Annotated in this window: 15 protein-coding genes, 1 tRNA gene and 1 pseudogene; 5 read left to right on the top strand and 12 right to left on the bottom strand. The window is 71.0% G+C overall.

What is annotated here, in order from left to right:
• Nucleotides 1-2: 2 nt before the first annotated feature.
• Complete coding sequence (locus I6J71_RS12195) at nucleotides 3-620, bottom strand: hypothetical protein (protein ID WP_204094818.1); 618 nt, start codon at nucleotides 618-620, stop codon at nucleotides 3-5.
• Between the two features lie 65 nt (nucleotides 621-685).
• Between I6J71_RS12195 and I6J71_RS12190 the strand changes: the two genes are divergently transcribed.
• A complete protein-coding gene (locus I6J71_RS12190; protein WP_204094817.1) occupies nucleotides 686-1,456 on the top strand; it encodes an IclR family transcriptional regulator C-terminal domain-containing protein in 771 nt (256 codons plus the stop codon).
• Here the strand turns inward: I6J71_RS12190 and I6J71_RS12185 are convergent.
• The 3 genes from I6J71_RS12185 to I6J71_RS12175 form a co-directional block, all read right to left on the bottom strand.
• On the bottom strand, nucleotides 1,453-2,346 hold the full coding sequence (locus tag I6J71_RS12185; protein ID WP_204094816.1) for an amidohydrolase: 894 nt from the start codon (nucleotides 2,344-2,346) through the stop codon (nucleotides 1,453-1,455). The genes I6J71_RS12190 and I6J71_RS12185 overlap by 4 nt on opposite strands.
• Complete coding sequence (locus I6J71_RS12180) at nucleotides 2,343-2,846, bottom strand: carboxymuconolactone decarboxylase family protein (RefSeq protein WP_204094815.1); 504 nt, start codon at nucleotides 2,844-2,846, stop codon at nucleotides 2,343-2,345. The genes I6J71_RS12185 and I6J71_RS12180 overlap by 4 nt, the downstream gene beginning before the upstream one ends.
• Before the next feature lie 446 nt (nucleotides 2,847-3,292).
• Nucleotides 3,293-4,105: a MerR family transcriptional regulator gene (locus tag I6J71_RS12175; RefSeq protein WP_204094814.1), complete on the bottom strand. Its 813-nt coding sequence runs from the start codon at nucleotides 4,103-4,105 to the stop codon at nucleotides 3,293-3,295.
• A gap of 115 nt (nucleotides 4,106-4,220) precedes the next feature.
• On the opposite strand from I6J71_RS12175, the gene I6J71_RS12170 reads away from it, so the two are divergent.
• A complete protein-coding gene (locus I6J71_RS12170) occupies nucleotides 4,221-4,547 on the top strand; it encodes a nuclear transport factor 2 family protein (RefSeq protein ID WP_204094813.1) in 327 nt (108 codons plus the stop codon).
• Here I6J71_RS12170 and I6J71_RS12165 read toward each other — a convergent pair.
• Nucleotides 4,534-4,749, bottom strand: coding sequence for a hypothetical protein (locus tag I6J71_RS12165; protein ID WP_204094812.1), 216 nt, complete (start codon nucleotides 4,747-4,749; stop codon nucleotides 4,534-4,536). The two genes, I6J71_RS12170 and I6J71_RS12165, sit on opposite strands and share 14 nt — an antisense overlap.
• A gap of 320 nt (nucleotides 4,750-5,069) precedes the next feature.
• Between I6J71_RS12165 and I6J71_RS50130 the strand changes: the two genes are divergently transcribed.
• The 3 genes from I6J71_RS50130 (at nucleotide 5,070) to I6J71_RS12150 (ending at nucleotide 7,574) form a co-directional block, all read left to right on the top strand.
• Nucleotides 5,070-5,855, top strand: a complete 786-nt coding sequence (locus I6J71_RS50130) for a glycosyltransferase (RefSeq protein ID WP_370542207.1) — start codon at nucleotides 5,070-5,072, stop codon at nucleotides 5,853-5,855.
• Nucleotides 5,824-5,894, top strand: a tRNA-Ser gene (locus I6J71_RS12155). The genes I6J71_RS50130 and I6J71_RS12155 overlap by 32 nt, the downstream gene beginning before the upstream one ends.
• A gap of 105 nt (nucleotides 5,895-5,999) precedes the next feature.
• Complete coding sequence (locus tag I6J71_RS12150) at nucleotides 6,000-7,574, top strand: TROVE domain-containing protein (protein WP_204094811.1); 1,575 nt, start codon at nucleotides 6,000-6,002, stop codon at nucleotides 7,572-7,574.
• Nucleotides 7,575-7,621: 47 nt separating this feature from the next.
• Here I6J71_RS12150 and I6J71_RS12145 read toward each other — a convergent pair.
• The 7 genes and pseudogenes from I6J71_RS12145 to I6J71_RS12115 all read right to left on the bottom strand — a co-directional run bounded on the left by I6J71_RS12145 (nucleotide 7,622) and on the right by I6J71_RS12115 (nucleotide 15,438).
• Nucleotides 7,622-9,208: pseudogene (locus I6J71_RS12145) on the bottom strand (cytochrome bc complex cytochrome b subunit).
• Nucleotides 9,205-9,654 (bottom strand): hypothetical protein, encoded by a 450-nt coding sequence (locus tag I6J71_RS12140; protein WP_204094810.1) that lies wholly within the window; start codon nucleotides 9,652-9,654, stop codon nucleotides 9,205-9,207. The pseudogene I6J71_RS12145 and the gene I6J71_RS12140 overlap by 4 nt, the downstream one beginning before the upstream one ends.
• A gap of 302 nt (nucleotides 9,655-9,956) precedes the next feature.
• A complete protein-coding gene (locus tag I6J71_RS12135) occupies nucleotides 9,957-10,433 on the bottom strand; it encodes an Rrf2 family transcriptional regulator (RefSeq protein WP_370542123.1) in 477 nt (158 codons plus the stop codon).
• Between the two features lie 1,622 nt (nucleotides 10,434-12,055).
• Nucleotides 12,056-12,901 carry a catechol 1,2-dioxygenase gene (catA, locus tag I6J71_RS12130; RefSeq protein ID WP_204094808.1) on the bottom strand — a complete coding sequence of 282 codons (846 nt, stop codon included), beginning with the start codon at nucleotides 12,899-12,901 and terminating at the stop codon, nucleotides 12,056-12,058.
• Nucleotides 12,902-12,931: 30 nt separating this feature from the next.
• Entirely contained in the window at nucleotides 12,932-14,032 is a 1,101-nt protein-coding gene (locus I6J71_RS12125; protein WP_204094807.1) for a mandelate racemase/muconate lactonizing enzyme family protein, read from the bottom strand.
• Between the two features lie 10 nt (nucleotides 14,033-14,042).
• The gene (locus I6J71_RS12120) at nucleotides 14,043-15,095 is read right to left on the bottom strand and encodes an NADH:ubiquinone reductase (Na(+)-transporting) subunit F (protein WP_204094806.1); all 1,053 of its coding nucleotides are present in this window, start codon (nucleotides 15,093-15,095) and stop codon (nucleotides 14,043-14,045) included.
• A 22-nt stretch (nucleotides 15,096-15,117) separates the two neighbouring features.
• Nucleotides 15,118-15,438 (bottom strand): phenol hydroxylase subunit P4, encoded by a 321-nt coding sequence (locus I6J71_RS12115; protein ID WP_204094805.1) that lies wholly within the window; start codon nucleotides 15,436-15,438, stop codon nucleotides 15,118-15,120.
• Between the last annotated feature and the right edge of the window lies 1 nt (nucleotide 15,439).

Below are 15,439 nucleotides of genomic sequence, written 5' to 3'. Positions count from 1 at the left end.
CGTCAGCGGACCGTGGTGTGGTGGCCGAAGACGCGTCGTTCGCGCGCGGTCACGGTCGCCATCACCCGGTCCCGCCACGGGGTCGAGGTCGCGTGCCGGTAGCCGGGCTCGTCGAACAGCCCGGCCCCGGAGATCTCGTGGAACGCCAGCAGTTCCGGACCGGCGCCCTCGACGCGGCGGTAGCGCCGGATGCGGTGCCAGCCCGGCACGCGCAGCAGCAGCGGCACGTGCTCCTCGCGGTACCACTCATCGAGGGCCGGTTCGTCGCCGGTCAGCGCGACCGACACGATCACCGGCGCCGGCCCGGTGTACTCGCCGTAGGTGGCGGTGAGTTGGTACACGCGCCGGTCGAGCGTCGCAAGCCGGTCGACCACCGATCGCTCTCGCGGGCTGCGCCGGCGCGCGGCGGCGTACTCGGCGCTCGCCAGCGCGGCGAGGTCGAGTTCGTAGCAGGCAAGCCACGTCGGAGTCGCCCCGTCGAGCGCGCCGTAGCGGTGCCCGCTGCGCACGCCGGGCACGGCCACCCGCGCGGGTGCGTGCTCGGTGTCGTACCAGTCGTGGAACTCGTCCTCGCCGACCGCGCCGGGTTCGGACAGCACGTAGAGCAGCCCGTCCGTCATCCGTCGTTCCTCACCTTCGCTCGGGTACCGTGCTCGTCAGGCAGCGAACAGGGAAAGGGACCGCAGTGTCGAGAGAAGACCCCGACGTCATCGATTCGGTCGAAAAGGCCTTCCGGTTGCTGCAGGTCTTCTCCGCCGAGCGCTCCGCGATGACGGTCAGCGACGCGGCGGCGGCCACCGGGTTCACCCGCGCCACCGCGCGCCGCATCCTGCTCACCCTGGAGCGCCTGGGGTTCGCCGAGTCCGACGACCGCCACTTCCGCCTCACCGCGCGCGTGCTGCGGCTCGGCTACGGCTACCTCGCGGCCCTGCCGTTCTGGGAGCACGCCCAGCCGCACATGCGCGAGCTCGCCGACGAACTGCGCGAATCGTGCTCGATGGCCACGTTGGACGGTCCCGAAATCGTCTACGTGGCCCGGGTTCCGGCGTCGCGGTCGATGTCCATCACGCTCAACGTCGGCTCGCGGCTGCCGGCCTACCCGACCTCCATGGGCCGGGTCCTGCTGGCCGCACTGCCCGAGACGGAGCTGCGGTCCTACCTGGACGGTGTCGAGCTCGAACCACTCACGCCGCACACCATCACCGACGCCGCGGAGCTGCGGGCCGAGCTGCGGCGGGTGGCCGAGCTGGGGTACGCCGTGGTCGACGGGGAACGCGAGGAGGGCGTGCGGTCCGCGGCCGCGCCCGTGCGCGGAGCCGGCGGCCGGACCCTGGCCGCGCTGAACGTGTCGGTGAACGCCGCGCGCGTGTCGCTGGACGAGCTGCGCGAGCGGTTCGTGCCCCGGCTGCTCGAAACGGCCGACGCGATCACCCAGGACATCGCGGGCCTGCACTAGCGGTCCTGGAGGGCGCGGTCCGGGAAGTCGAAACACGCCGCGGGGTTCGTGACGAGCAGCCGCTCGCGCGCGGCCTCGTCCGGCGCGATCTCGGCGATCAGATCGGCGAGATCACCGTCGTTGGGCACGAAGCCGTTCGTGTTGGGGTGGGGGAAATCCGTACCCCACACCACGCGTTCCGGCGCCCGGGCGGCCAGGAGCCGGGCCAGCTCGAGGGCATCCGCGAGGCTCGGCGGCCGCGTCGCGAGCCGGTCGGCGCCGCTCAGCTTGACCCACACCGAACCCGTCGCGAGCAGCTCGAGCAGCGCTCGCACGGCCGCGCTGTCGAGTCCCTGGTGCAGGTCCACGCGGGCCAAGTGGTCGATCACGACGCGGATCTTCAGTGATCGCACCAGGTCCGCGTGCTCGGCGATGCCCTCACCCGCGACGTGCAGCGCGAGGTGCCAGCCGTGGGGCCGGATCAGGGCGACGATCCGGTCGATCTCCTCACGCGCCGGCGCCGGGCCGAGGTGCGGCGTGAAGTTCAGCCGCGCACCACGGACCCCGGCGTCGTGCAGCCTTTGCACCTCCGCGGCGGACGTGTCCAGCCCGACCAGCGCGACCCCGCGGTAGCGGCCACTGGAGGTCTCCAGCGCGTCGAGCAGCGCCGAGTGATCCGCACCGTGACACGCGGGCTGCACCAGCACCGCGCGCTCGAACCCGAGCACCCGGTGCAGTGCCCGGAGGTCCTCCTTCGGCGATTCCGGCGGCGTGTACGGCCGGCCCTCGGCGTACGGAAACCTGGCCGTGGGGCCGAAGACGTGGCAGTGCGCGTCGCAGCTGTCGGCGGGCAACGGGACCGCCGGCGGGTGCGGACAGGGGGCGGGACCCGGGTTGCGCGGGTCGGTCACGAGCCGACCTCGAGCGCGACCAGGAACCGTGACACGAGGTTGTACGCGCCGATCGTCACGGTCAGCTCCACGATCTCCTGGTCCCCGAAGTGCTTCTGCAGAGCCAGGAACACCTTGTCCGGCACGGCGATCCGCTTCGTCATCGCGTCGGTGTACGCGAGCACGGCCTGCTGCGCTTCGTCGAGCACGCTCGGGTCACCGCTGCGGCGCAGCGCCGCGATCCGCTCGGGTGCGAGCCCCTCGGCCTCGGCGACGGGCGCGTGCGCCGTCCACTCGTACTCGGCGCCGTTGAGTTCGGCGACGCGCAGGATCGCCAGCTCGCGCAGCGCGCCCGGCAGGACACCCTGCTTGCGGATCGCGCCGAGCAGGTTGTTCCAGCCGTCGGCGAACGGCGGGCTGTGCAGCAACATCCGGTCCAACGGGGTCAGGCGCCCCCCTCGGCGCGCGCGGATGCGGTCAGCGACCTCGCTGTCCGCGTCCGCGTAGTCCAGCCTGGCCATGAGTCTTCTCTCCTTGTGTTCGTCAGTCGTACAGTTGAACGTCTGACGAACGAGTATGGCCAGTCCGCCCGGGACGGGTCAACCCGGGCAGCGGAGAGATCACGCTCACCGCGCCGACCGTCCGACGACGGGTCCCGGCGCCTGGCCGGCGAGTGCTCGGGCAGCGCGGTCTTGCCCACGCCGGCCTCACTGACTCGCTGTGGACCACGAGCACCCGGCTCCGCCCGGCCCGCACGTCACGCAGCACTTGCTCCAGCGCGGCCCGTTCGCGGTCGCGCCGGCTCAGCGCCCATCTCTGTCCCGGCCCAGCCACCTCCTGGCCGGACGATACCGCGGAACCGGGCGAGGAGCCCTCAGGTGCGCTGGCTCCTCCGCTGCTCAAGACCTTGATCGGGCACGCGTGGCGCGATCGGTGGCGGGCCCTCGGGTGCGGCCGATCGCAGCGGTCACGGTGGCGACAGGCGGAACACGGGCCAGCCGATCTCCGTGCGCCAGCGCCGGGGATCGGGGGTGTCGCGGGGGCCGCAGAGGTACGTCTCGTGCACCGGCCCGTCGACTGCCAGGGCGTGCTCGACGACCCAGCCGCCGAGCCGCCCGTAGGTGACGTCGAGGTCGTCGTGTGGTCCGGAGTGGATGGTCACGGCGAGTTCGACGGCGGGCAACGTCCGCGGGGCGACCCGGCCGATCGCGGGCGCGTCGGTGACGGGCCGGTACACGAGCATCGAGCCGCGGCCGGTGGTGAACAGCTCGTTGGCGTACACGCCGCCCGGCGGCGCGAACCCCTCGCGACCGGCGACGGCGGCGTCCAGTTCGGCCATCGCGCCGTCGTACCAGCCGAGCACCGCGTCGAGGTCCACGACGGCCTCGATCGCCGCCACGGTCCGCGCGGGCACCGAGCGCAGCTCGACCGCGAGCGCGGCGACGTCCGGGCGCAGCAGCTGCCGCAGCGACGTGACCGCGGTGCGCGTGCGGTCGAGCCGGTCTTCAAGCCGCTGCAGGTGACCGGCGATCAGGCCGGCGCGAGTACCCGGGTCGTCCGTCGCGAGGACGCGCTCGACCTCGGCCAGCGGCACGTCCAGCTCGCGCAGGCGGTGGATCACCTGCGCCGGCGGAATCTGCTCGCGCGAGTAGTACCGGTAGCCGGTCGCCTCGTCGACCGTCGCGGGCTCCAGCAGCCGCGCCTCGTGGTAGCGGCGCAGCGTGCGCACGCTCAGGCGGGTGAGCTGGGCGAACTCCCCGATCGTCAGGCCACGGCGCATGCCCTCACTGTGCACCCTCTCCCGGGGAGAGGGTCAACCCGGGGCGGGGAGGCGCCTTGACCTTCTCCCCGGGAGAGACCCGACGGTGAAGGTGAACCCGAGACAGGAGCACCTCATGACACTCCCGAAGCCGATCACCGACTACCTCGCCGCGCACGAGATGCGCGACGCCGACGCGGCGCTGCCGCACTTCACCCCGGACGCCACCGTCGTCGACGACGGCCACACCTACCGCGGCCCGGACGAGATAGGCGGCTGGCTGCGCCGGGCGGGCAGCGAGTACACCTACACCAGCACGCTCACCGCGACGGACCACGTCGACGACCGCCGGTACGTCGCGACGTATCACCTCGAAGGGAACTTCCCCGGCGGCGTCGTCGACCCGCACCACCGCTTCACCCTCCACAACGGACGGATCAGCCGGCTGGTCATCGAACCGTGACGCCCACCTCGGCGCACGCCGCCGCCAGCCGGCGGACGCCTTCGGTGATCTCGTCGGCACCGGCGGTGTCGGCGAAACCGAGGCGCAGGTGCGGGGCTGATGCTTCGGCCGCGAAGTAAGCCCGGCCAGGCGAAACCGCGACTCCCGCGCGCAACGCCGCGGTCGTCAGGGCCGTCTCGTCGGTGCCGGCCGGCAACCGCACCCACAGGTAGTGGCCGCCGGTCGGCAGGGTGGCCGGGGCGAGGGCCGGCAGGTCGCGCCGCAGCGCGGTGGCCAGGGCGTCGGGGCGGGCGCGCAGGCCGGTGGTGAGGGCGCGCAGGTGCCGGCGCCACGCGGGGGTGCGCCGAGGAGGTCCAAAGTGGCCTCCTGCAACGGCCGTGGCACGAGGAAGGTGTCGACGACCTGGACGATGCGCAGGCGTTCGAGCACGGGGCCGCGCGCGGCCGGCGCGGCGATGCGGAAGTTCGGCGAGGTCGCCTTCGTCAGGGATCCGATGTGGACGACGGCGCCGAACGCACCGGCATGCTGCACGGCGACGCCCTCGCCGAGGCCTACCGCACCGCCGACCTGTTCGTGCTTCCGTCCACCACGGACACCCTGGGTCTCGTGTTGCTGGAAGCGCTCGCCAGTGGGCTGCCCGTGCTCGCCGCCGAAAGCCCCGCTGCCCGCACCACTTTCTCGGGCACCACCCTCCGCCCGGTTCTTCCCCGTCGACCGTCCCGCGGACCTGCCGGCCCACGCCCGAGCGCTGCTGGGCGGCGACCACCGCACCGAAGCGAGGCGCCACGCCGCCGAGTCCGGCTGGGACACCGCGACGCACCGATTGCCGGCGCTGGACGCCGAAGCCGGGCGCGCGCCCGCACGTCCGCCCGCGGTGAAGGGCGAAAAATAGCGCGACACACGCCGGTTCCCGTTGCTACCTTCATCAGGTGCTTCCGGCGCGAACCCTCCACGGTTGAGCGCCGAAGCCGGATTCAGGTGGGCCCGGTGCGCAGGCAACGGTTACTTCAACTGGTATCCGCAGGTTCGAGTCCTGCCCCCCGGGCAACCGGGGTGGCGCCCTGGCCACAGGGCGACGGTACCGTCGCCGACCTTTCTCGGGCACACCAGAATCCGGCTGCCACGACCTCCTTGCGCCACAGGGAAATTCGTGCGATGCAGCACACCGACTTCGACAACAAGACAACGCACTCCCGGTGCGAAGCCCGCGGTTGCTTCCTCGACCGAAACCGACCGCAGGGCGGCTTTTACTCGGGAGCAACCACTTCCAGGCGAGCCCGGTGCGCAGGCAACGGTTACTTCCACTGAGAATGGGCGGGTTGCGGGTTCGAATCCCGTCACCGCGGGAAACCGCGGTGTAGCTCAACACGGCAGAGCAGCAACGGTACCGTCGCCGACTTTTTTCTCGGGCTCGCCCGGAGTGGCGCTCCCCTCCACGAAGAGGGGTTCTCCATGGCCAAGTTCAACATCTTCGGCGCGCGCCGCGCCGCCGCGCGGTCCCCGGTCCGCACCGACGCCGTCGCGAGCGGCCGCACCCACGGGGGCGGCGCCGGCTACACGCGTGACGCCCGGAGCGAGCTGTTCCTGCTCGCCGTCAGCAATTTCGTGGGCGAGCACACCTTCTACGAGAGCGCGGAGCAGCGCGACACCCGCTACGCCGAGCTCGTCCGCGCGGCGACCCTGGCCGATCCCGAGTGGACGGCCCGGTTTCTCGCGTGGCTGCGCGGCGACGCGAACCTGCGCACCGCCGCCCTCGTCGGCGCGGCGGAGTTCACGGCCGCGCGGCGTGAAGCCGGCCTCGACGGCATGGCGCGCCCGGTCGTCTCGAGCGTCCTGCAGCGGGCCGACGAGCCGGGCGAGCTGCTCGCGTACTGGACCGCCGTGCACGGCAAGAACGTGCCGAAGCCGGTGAAGCGCGGGATCGCCGACGGCGTGAAGCGGCTCTACACGGAGACCTCGTACCTCAAGTGGGACTCCGACGCGCGTTCGTTCCGCTTCGCCGACGTCCTCGGGCTCACCCACCCGGAACCGGACCGGGAGTGGCAGGACGCGCTGTTCGAGCACGTGCTCGACGTGCGTTTCCACGCCAACCGCGAGCTCCCGGCCGCGCTGACCACCCTCAGCGCGCACCGCGAGCTGATGGCGTGGCCCGTCGAGCGGCGGCGGGAGCTGTTCACCTCCGCGGGCGCCGCGGAGACGCTGCGCCGGGCCGGGATGACGTGGGAGTCGCTCGCCGGCTGGCTCCAGGGGCCGCTGACCGCGGCCGTGTGGAAAGCGATGATCCCGTCGATGGGGTACATGGCGCTGCTGCGGAACCTGCGCAACTTCGACGAGGCGGGGGTCTCGGACGAGGTCGCGCAGACCGTGGCCACGCGGCTGGCCGATCCGACGCAGGTCGCGCGCTCGCGGCAGCTGCCGATGCGGTTCTTGTCGGCCTACCGCGCGGCGCCGTCGCTTCGCTGGGGCTGGTCGCTGGAGCAGGCGATCACGCACGCACTCGGCAACGTCCCGGCGCTGCCGGGTCGCACGCTGGTGCTCGTGGACACGTCGTCGTCGATGCACTCGGGATTCTCGCGCGACGGCACGCTCCTGCGCTGGGACGCGGCGGCCGTGTTCGGCATCGCGCTCGCGTTGCGCTGCGCCGAGGCCGAAGTCGTGTCGTTCTCGCACCAGACGGTGCCGTTCCCGCTGCACCGCGGGGAGTCGCTGCTCAAGGCGCTGGAGCGGTGGCGGACCGGTGAGTACTTCCTCGGCGGTGGCACGGACACCGAAGCCGCGGTGCGGCAGCACCTGCGCGGGCACGACCGCGTGGTGATCCTCACCGACGAGCAGGCGTCCTACGGCGACGTCGGGCACAGTGTGCCGGCGCGCACCTCGCTGTACACGTGGAACCTCGCCGGCTACCGGCTCGGCCACGCGCCGAGCGGCGGCGGCAACCGGCACACGTTCGGCGGGTTGACCGACCAGGCGTTCCGGATGATCCCGCTCCTGGAGGCCGGGCGGGACGCCCGCTGGCCCTTCGAGTGACGGGTCGCGACCGGGCAGTGGATCGCACTGCCCGGCCGCGACTGTCCTCAGTGGCCGCCGGAGCCCCGGATGCGGGCGACGGCGGTGGTCTCCTCGGGCGGGTCCGGCGTGAGCAGAGACCCGGGGACGGCGCGGCCCGCGGCTCCGAGTCTGTTCATCTTCTTCGGCACCGGCGCGCCCTGGTACTCGAACGGCAGCGGGTGACCGTGGCCGTCGACCTCACCGAGCGGCTGGTGGATCTCGAGGTAGCCGCCAGACGGCAGCCGGGTGATGATGCCGGTTTCCACGCCGTGCTCCAGCACTTCGCGATCGGAGCGCTGCAGGCCGAGGCAGATCCGGTAGGTGAGGAAATACGCCAGCGGCGGCACGACGAGCGCCCCGATCCGGCCGGCCCACGTCATTGCGTTGAGCGAGATGTCGAACTGGTCGGCGATGATGTCGTTGAAGCCGGACAGCTCGATGACGGCGAAGAACCCGAGTGCCATCATGCCCAGTGAAGTCCGTACGGGTGCGTCACCCGGGCGCTGCAGCACGTTGTGGTGCGCGGTGTCCTTCGACAGCCTTCGTTCGACGAAGGGGTAGGTCAGCAGCAGGGTGAACACGATGCCCATGCCCATCGCGCCGGCGAAGAAGACGGCGGGCACCGTGTAGTTGCCGAGGTAGAGCTCCCACACCGGCCAGATGCGCAGCAGGCCGTCGGCCCACGCCAGGTACCAGTCGGGTTGCGAACCTGCCGAAACCTGCGACGGGTTGTACGGTCCGATGTTTCAGATGGGGTTGATCTGGAAGAGCCCCGCCGGCAGCTCGAGCACGCCTGTGACGATCGTGAAGAACGCTCCCGCCTTGAGCGCGAATGCCGGGAAGATGCGGATCCCGACGACGTTCGTCTCCTTGCGCCTCACCCCGGGGAACTGCGTGTGCTTCTGGTACCACACGATCGCGAGGTGCGCGGCGATCAGCGCGAGCATGATGCCCGGGATGATGAGGATGTGGACGGTGTAGAGCCGCGGGATGATCTGGTCACCCGGGAACTCGCTGCCGAACACGGCCCAGTGCACCCACGTGCCGATCACGGGGATCGACAGGATGATCCCCGACAGCGTGGCGCGGATCCCGGTGCCGGACAGCAGGTCGTCGGGCAGCGAGTAGCCGAAGAATCCTTCGAACATGCCGAGGATGAGCAGCGTCGCGCCGATCAGCCAGGTGCCTTCGCGCGGGCGGCGGAACGCGCCGGTGAAGAACACGCGGCACATGTGGACCATCATCGCCGCAATGAAGATCAGCGCGGCCCAGTGGTGCAGCTGCCGCACGGACAGCCCGCCGCGGACCTCCATCGAGATGTCCAGTGTGGACTTGAACGCCCGCGACATCTCCAGGCCCTGCATGTTGGGGTACACGCCGTGGTACGTGACTTCCTGCATGGAGGGGTCGAAGAACAGCGTCAGGTGCACACCGCTGAGCAGCAGGACGACGAACGCGTAAAGCAGGAACGACCAGTGGGTCGGGAACACCTTGTTCATCTGGTGCCGAAGGCCCTTGGCGAGGTGGTAGCGGTCGTCGACCGCCTTCGCGATTGCGCCGGCCTTCTCCAGCGCCGGTGGGTTTCCCTTGGTCGGGGTGGTCAGCCGGCTCATGAGATCCGCACCCGCCTCCGGAGGACGGCGGCCGCGAGCACGGTGCCGAACAACTCCACCACCGCCGGCACGAGCGCCGTCACACTGAACGGCATTGCCGAGCCGCCGTGCACGTGGGCGATGTTGTCACCGGTGTCGGAGAAGAAGTGGAAGAAGAACCCGAACAGGAACGACGCCGCCATCGACCCGACGAGCAGCACGGCGCCCGCCGTCCCGCGGTGCCGGTAGATCGCGTACACCGGCAGCGCGATGATCACCACGACCACGAACGCCAGCTGCGCCACGTCCAGCACCACGCCGGCACCGAGGTGCAGCGCGGCGTGGGCCGAGGTGATCGGGAAGTGCACGAGCACGGTCGCCAGCATCAGCCGGTCGATCCGGGCCACCAGCGGCGGGTCTTTGACAACAGCCTTGCCGTTCACCCGCGGCGCGACTCCTTCGGTCATCGCCTGTCCCCCGTTCGACGTGCCCCTCACCGGTGCCGCTGCTGGGTTCGGCCCGCCCGCTGACCGGGCGCCGAAGCTCGAGGGGCCCGGCCCCGGTGCGGGCGCGTGGTCCGGCACGCCCGCACCGGGCCGGGCGCTCCGGTGCGGGGGCCGCGCACCGGAGCGACGCGTGGCACGGCCCACCTGGACCCGCAGGTCCGGGCAGCTTGGCGTGCCCCGCGTGGGGATGGGCTCGATCGTTCGGGCGCGACCCCCGCTTCCGCGGCGCGCCTGTTCGCACCCGGGCGGGCACCACCCCGTGCTCATTCACGGCCGTAGACCCGGCGAGCGATGCCTGCCATCGCGGGGGCGTGGCGGTCGGCTTCGGCACGGATGTCTTCGAGCGTCTGGGCGGCCAGTGCCTGGCGCCACGCGAGTTCGGCCCGCTGCATCGAGGCGTTCACGGCGCAGGTGGTGCTGAAGCAACTCTCCGGCACGCCCGCGCCCATCCCCTTGCGGCGGATCTCCGTGCACCGGAACGCCGGGGCCGGCCCCTCGATCGCGGTGACGACGTCCATCAGGGTGATGTCCGCGGCGCGCCGGGCCAGCCGGAAGCCTCCGCGAGCGCCGGGGAGGGATTCGAGCAGACCCGCTTTCACTAGGGCTTGCAGTTGCTTGTTCAGATAGGCCGGAGGGAGTTCGTGGCTCGCGGCCAGGCGGGTGGCGGGGACCGGTTCGTCGTCGTCCACCCAGGCGAGGGTGAGCAGCGTGTGGACTGCCCATTCGACGCCTTCGGTCATCTTCATATCTGGATGTTAAGGATCCTGGATACCTTGTGTCAAGATTTGGGAGTTGCCGTTGGGCGATGAGCTGGGGTTTGGTGGGGTTGGGGGGTGAAGGAGATGTCACAGTGGTGGATGGGCTGGGGAGTGGTCGGTGGGCGGCCGGGTGTGGTGGCGGCGTGGCAGTGCTGGCACGGGCATGAAGGGGCGGTACTGGCGCGGCTGTAGCGGCGCTGACGCGACCGGGCCGGCGCGCCCGTGGCGGGGTGGCGCCGGCGCGACTGTGGCGGCGGCTGGACGGCGTTCACGCGGCCGGGCCCACGCGGCTGTGGCCGGGCGCCGCTGACGCGGCCGGTCCAGCGCGGCTGTGGTGAGGTGAGGTGAGGTGAGGTGAGGTGACTGTACCGGCGCTGTTCGGTGGCTCGGCAGGGCGGCGGAAATTCCGACAGTGGCGACGGGTTCAGAGCTCATCGCCTTGCCCGACCGCGAAGCGACAGCCGTCCCCATCCCCAACCGCCGCACACCCCACGACCAACCGCCACCCGGCAGGTACTCGGACGGGCTGCCCCGCGCCGACGCAAGTCGGTGAATCGGCCGATGGGCGGAAACTCCTGACAGCGGCGAGGAATCCGCCGCTCATATCTTCCCCACCGCGAAACGGCGGCCGACCCTACACCCAACCAGCCGCCCAGCGGCTGCTGGGACGGGCGGCGTGGCAGCGCCAGCGCCAGACCGTGAATCGGCTGATAGGCGGGAGATTCGCGACAGCGGCGCGGAATTCGCGGCTCATCGTCGTGCCCCACCGCGAAACGGCAGCAGCCCCCACAGCCCACCGCCGCACACCCCACGACCAACCGCCACCCGGCGACTGCTGGGGCGGCGCCGCCGCGCCGACGCCAATCAGTGAAAAGGCCGATCGGCGGAAGATTCCTGACAGCGGCGCGGAATCCGCGGCCCACCATCATCGTGCCCCACCGCGAAACGGCAGCAGCCCCCACACCCGACCGCCGCACACCCCGGGACCAACCGCCACCCGGCAGCGACAGACCTGCACCCAGACCCCGGCCTGCATCTCGATCCGCAGCCTCCACGCGGTCTGAATCACTTTGTCAAGGTACGTTTTCCCGCCTTGACAAAGTGATTCAGACCGTCGTTAGGATAATCGGATCCGGGGTGGAGGCGATCCCGGCGCAATGTCGCGCGCTGGCGCGACGAGCCGGATGACGGTTGCGTGACACGCCATCCACATGACGACGCCCACGGCTCGTTTGCGCTGGCGCGCAACATCGCCGGGCGCAGATCGCGAGAGGCACCCTGATCTTTGAATATCACCACGGTCTGGACCACGTGTCAAGGCGGGAAAGCGTCTTGACACGTAGTCCAGACCGCGGAGCAGGGGGGATCGAGGTGCAGGGCCAGGCCTGGGTGCACTTCGAATCTCGTAGATATCTCGCGGTCGGGTATCGAGTGTGCCGGCTCTCCCGAAAGGTGAGAGCTGGCGTCGTGTGTGCCGAAAGTTTCGCAGGAATCCTGCGGTCGAATCGAGAGATGCCGGCTCTCCCACAAAGGTCGGAGCCGGCATCGCTTGCGCTTCAAGCCTCCCGATCAACCAACGTGCCGGTCACCCCCCGGATCACCCATCAAGCCGGGTCCAGCACGAAGTCGTACCGGACCTGGTGCCCCTTCCCGTCCTCGGTCGGGGTCGGGTTGAGGATCAGGTCGGACTTCACCGCGGTGGCGATGTCGTCGCCGACGTGTTCGCCGCCGTCGAAGTAGAGCTGGGTGGTGATGAGCTGGTGGGCCGGGGAGGAGACCTTGATGTGGAGATGGGCCGGGCGCCAGGCGTGCCAGCCGGCGGCCACGATGAGGGCGCCGGTGGCTCCGTCGGTGGGGATCTGGTAGGGCGCCGGGTAGATGGTGTCGACGGAGAAGTTGCCGTCGGCGTCCGTGGTGAAGCGGCCGCGCAGGTTCCACTCCGGGATGCCGGGCGCGAACTGGGAGTACAGCCCGTCGGCGTCGGCCTGCCAGAAGTCGACGACGGCGCCGGGCAGTGGTTCGCCCGAGACGGCGCGCACCTGGCCGAAGAAGCGCAGCGGCTGGCCCGGCTCGCCGTCGCGGGTGGGTAAGGCGCCGGACGAGCCCAGCTCGGGCGCGCCGCTCACGTAGTAGGGGCCTTCGATGCTGCCGGCGGTGCCCTCGCGCCGCGCGTTGGCGATGGCCTCGACCTCGTGCTCGAGGAACACGTCGAGGAACAGGGGCCACTCGCCGTCTTCGCCGACCCGGATCAGCCAGGCCTTGAAGGCGTTGTACTCGTCGTAGGTCAGCTCGTGCTTGCGGACGACCTCGCGCAGCGCGGCCAGCGCGTCGGACGCGAGCGCGTTCACCCGCGCGACGTCGGACGACGCCGCCGACTTCACACGCTCCTGGAAGGTCTTCGTCGCGGACGCACCCGAGGCGGCGGCGGTGGGTGAAACGACTTCGGTCATGGCGGAAAACACCTCTTCTTGTGGTGGGAATCAGTCCTGGCGGTAGTGCGCGAGCTTGTCCTCGTCCAGCCGGACGCCCAGGCCGTGGCCCTGGGGCACGCGCAGCTCCCCGTGTTCGATCCGCAGCGGTTCGGCGAGCAGGTCGTCGGTCATGTCCAGGAAGTTCGACAGCTCGCCCGCCCGCCGCGAGGTGAGCTCGAACGCCGCGCCGAACGTGGCCGCGCACAGCGAGCCCAGCTGGCCGTCGATCTGGTTGCCGAGGACGACCTCGACGCCGAGCCCGGAACACTGGCTCAGCACCCGCTGCGAGTGCGTGAACCCGGTGCGGGCGGTTTTGATGCTGATACCGTGGGCGGCGCCCGCCAGCAGCTCGCGGGTCACCTCCCCCGGCCGGGTCGCGCTTTCATCGGCGTACAACGGGATCCGGCTCTGCGTGGCGAGCCACCGCCGGCCCAGCACGTCGTCGGCCGGGCACAGCTCCTCGGCGAAGAGCAGGCCGACGTCGTCGAGCGCACGCAGCGCGACCGCCGCCTCCGAAGCCGTCCAGCCGCGGTTGCCGTCGATGTAGAGCTCCACCTCCTCGCCGAGCGCCGCGCGCAGCGCCCGGCACACGTCGACGTCGAGCCGCACCGGCCGGCGCCCGACCTTCACCTTGAACGTGGAGATCCCGTACTCCGACCGGATCCGCTCGGCCTCGTCGACCATCTCCCCCGGCTGCGCGAACCCGACCATGTGGCACACGCGCATCCGGTCGGTGTAGCCCCCGAGCAGGTCCCGGACCGACACGCCGAGGCTCTGCCCGATGAGGTCCCACAGCGCCATGTCGACGGCGCTCTTCGCGGCCGGGTTGCCCACCGTGCGGTCGAGCTTCGCGTGCACGGCTTCCCTGGCCAGCGGGGACATCCCGATCAGCTGCGGCGCGAAGATCGTGTCGATCACCGCCTTGATCGAGCGCTGCGTCTCCCCGTAGGTGAAGGGCCTCGGCGGCGCCTCGGCCGTGCCGACCAGGCCGTCGTCGGTGTGCACCCGCACGAGCACGTGCTCGGCCGTGTCGACCGCCCCGCTCGCGAACCGCAGCGGTTTGCGGTACGGGATCGCGAACGGGACGGCCTCGACTCTCGTCACTTTCACGGCTCGCCCCTCACCGCCGGATCAGCGGGCTGCGCACGACGTTCGCGCCCGCCGCCCGGTCCGCCGAGTCGAAGAAGTCCTCGCGGTAGATGTCGCGCGGGAACAGCCGCGCCTTCATCAGCGCCTTCATCGTGTCCTCGACCATCGCCGGGCTGCCGCAGATGTACGCGACGTGCCCGCCGGCCTTGGGGTAGTCCTCGGCCAGCAGCGCGGGGACGCGCCCGGACCGGCCCTGCCACTCTTCACGCGACAACGCCGGCCGGTAGGTGAACCAGTCGTGCTGCTGCGCCAGGTCCTCGAAGAACTCCCGGTCGTACAGGTCGTCCTTCGTGGCCACGCCGTGGTACAGCGTCACCTGGTGGCCACCGCCGTTCTCCGCGATGTGCTGCACCATCGACTTGAGCGGCGCCAGCCCCGTGCCCGAGCCGAGCAGCAGGATCGGCTGCGTCCTCAGTGGACGGAACGAGAACCGGCCGTACGGACCCGACAGCGCCACCTCGTCGCCCACGGCCAACGTCGAGAACACCCAGCCGTCGGTGGCCTTGCCGTTCTCGGACCGCTTGAGGTGCAGCTCGATCACCTTGCCGTCCGCGGGCGTGCTGGCGATCGAGTACGGCCGCTGGTGCCCGCCCGGGACTTCCAGCAGCACGTACTGCCCGGGGTTGAACTCCATCGGCCGGTCGAGGGCCAGCACGAGCCGCCGCACGTCGGGGGCGATCTCGTCGAGCACCTCCACCCGGCCGGTGAAGTCGCGGACCGGGTGGACGCCGACGCCCTCGTCCACGTCGACTTCACCCTCGACGACGACGTCGCCGCGCGGCTGGGCCACGCAGATCAGCGCGGCGCCTTCCTCGCGTTCGCTGTCCAGCAGTGCGTACGGCGACGCGTCGCCGAGGTCCACATCGCCGTCGAGGATCTGAGCCTTGCACGTGCCGCACGTGCCGTGCGTGCACGCGTGCGGCAGCCAGATCCCCTCCCGCAGGCAGGCGTCGAGCACCGTCTGGTCCTCCCGGCACTGGATCTCCGCGCCGATCGGCTCCACGCGGATGGTGTGGGTCGCCACGTTCTCCTCCGTTCGGACGGCCTCAGGCGGTGAACTTCAGCATCGCCTTGTGGCCGATGCCGAGTTCGGTGAGCGGCGTGTCGCCGGATGCGGCGAGGGGCTGGTCGTTCACCCGCCAGTCGCCCACGGCCGCAGGGTCGAAATCGGGATCCGAGCCGGCCCAGGGGCCGACCATGTTCTCCACGAACTCCGCGAACGGCATCGCCTTCGGCACGCGGAAGCACGCGGCCGAGCAGAACAGCGGATTGCCCTCCCAGTGCACGTACACCAGCTGGTCATCGCCGAAGAGCTCGGCGCGGTCGGCGGAGGGGAAGTCGTAGTCGTAACGCGCTTTCACAGCCATC

It is taken from the genome of Amycolatopsis sp. FDAARGOS 1241 (assembly GCF_016889705.1).
GTDB lineage: Bacteria > Actinomycetota > Actinomycetes > Mycobacteriales > Pseudonocardiaceae > Amycolatopsis.
This window is presented reverse-complemented; position numbering and strand designations above follow the sequence as displayed.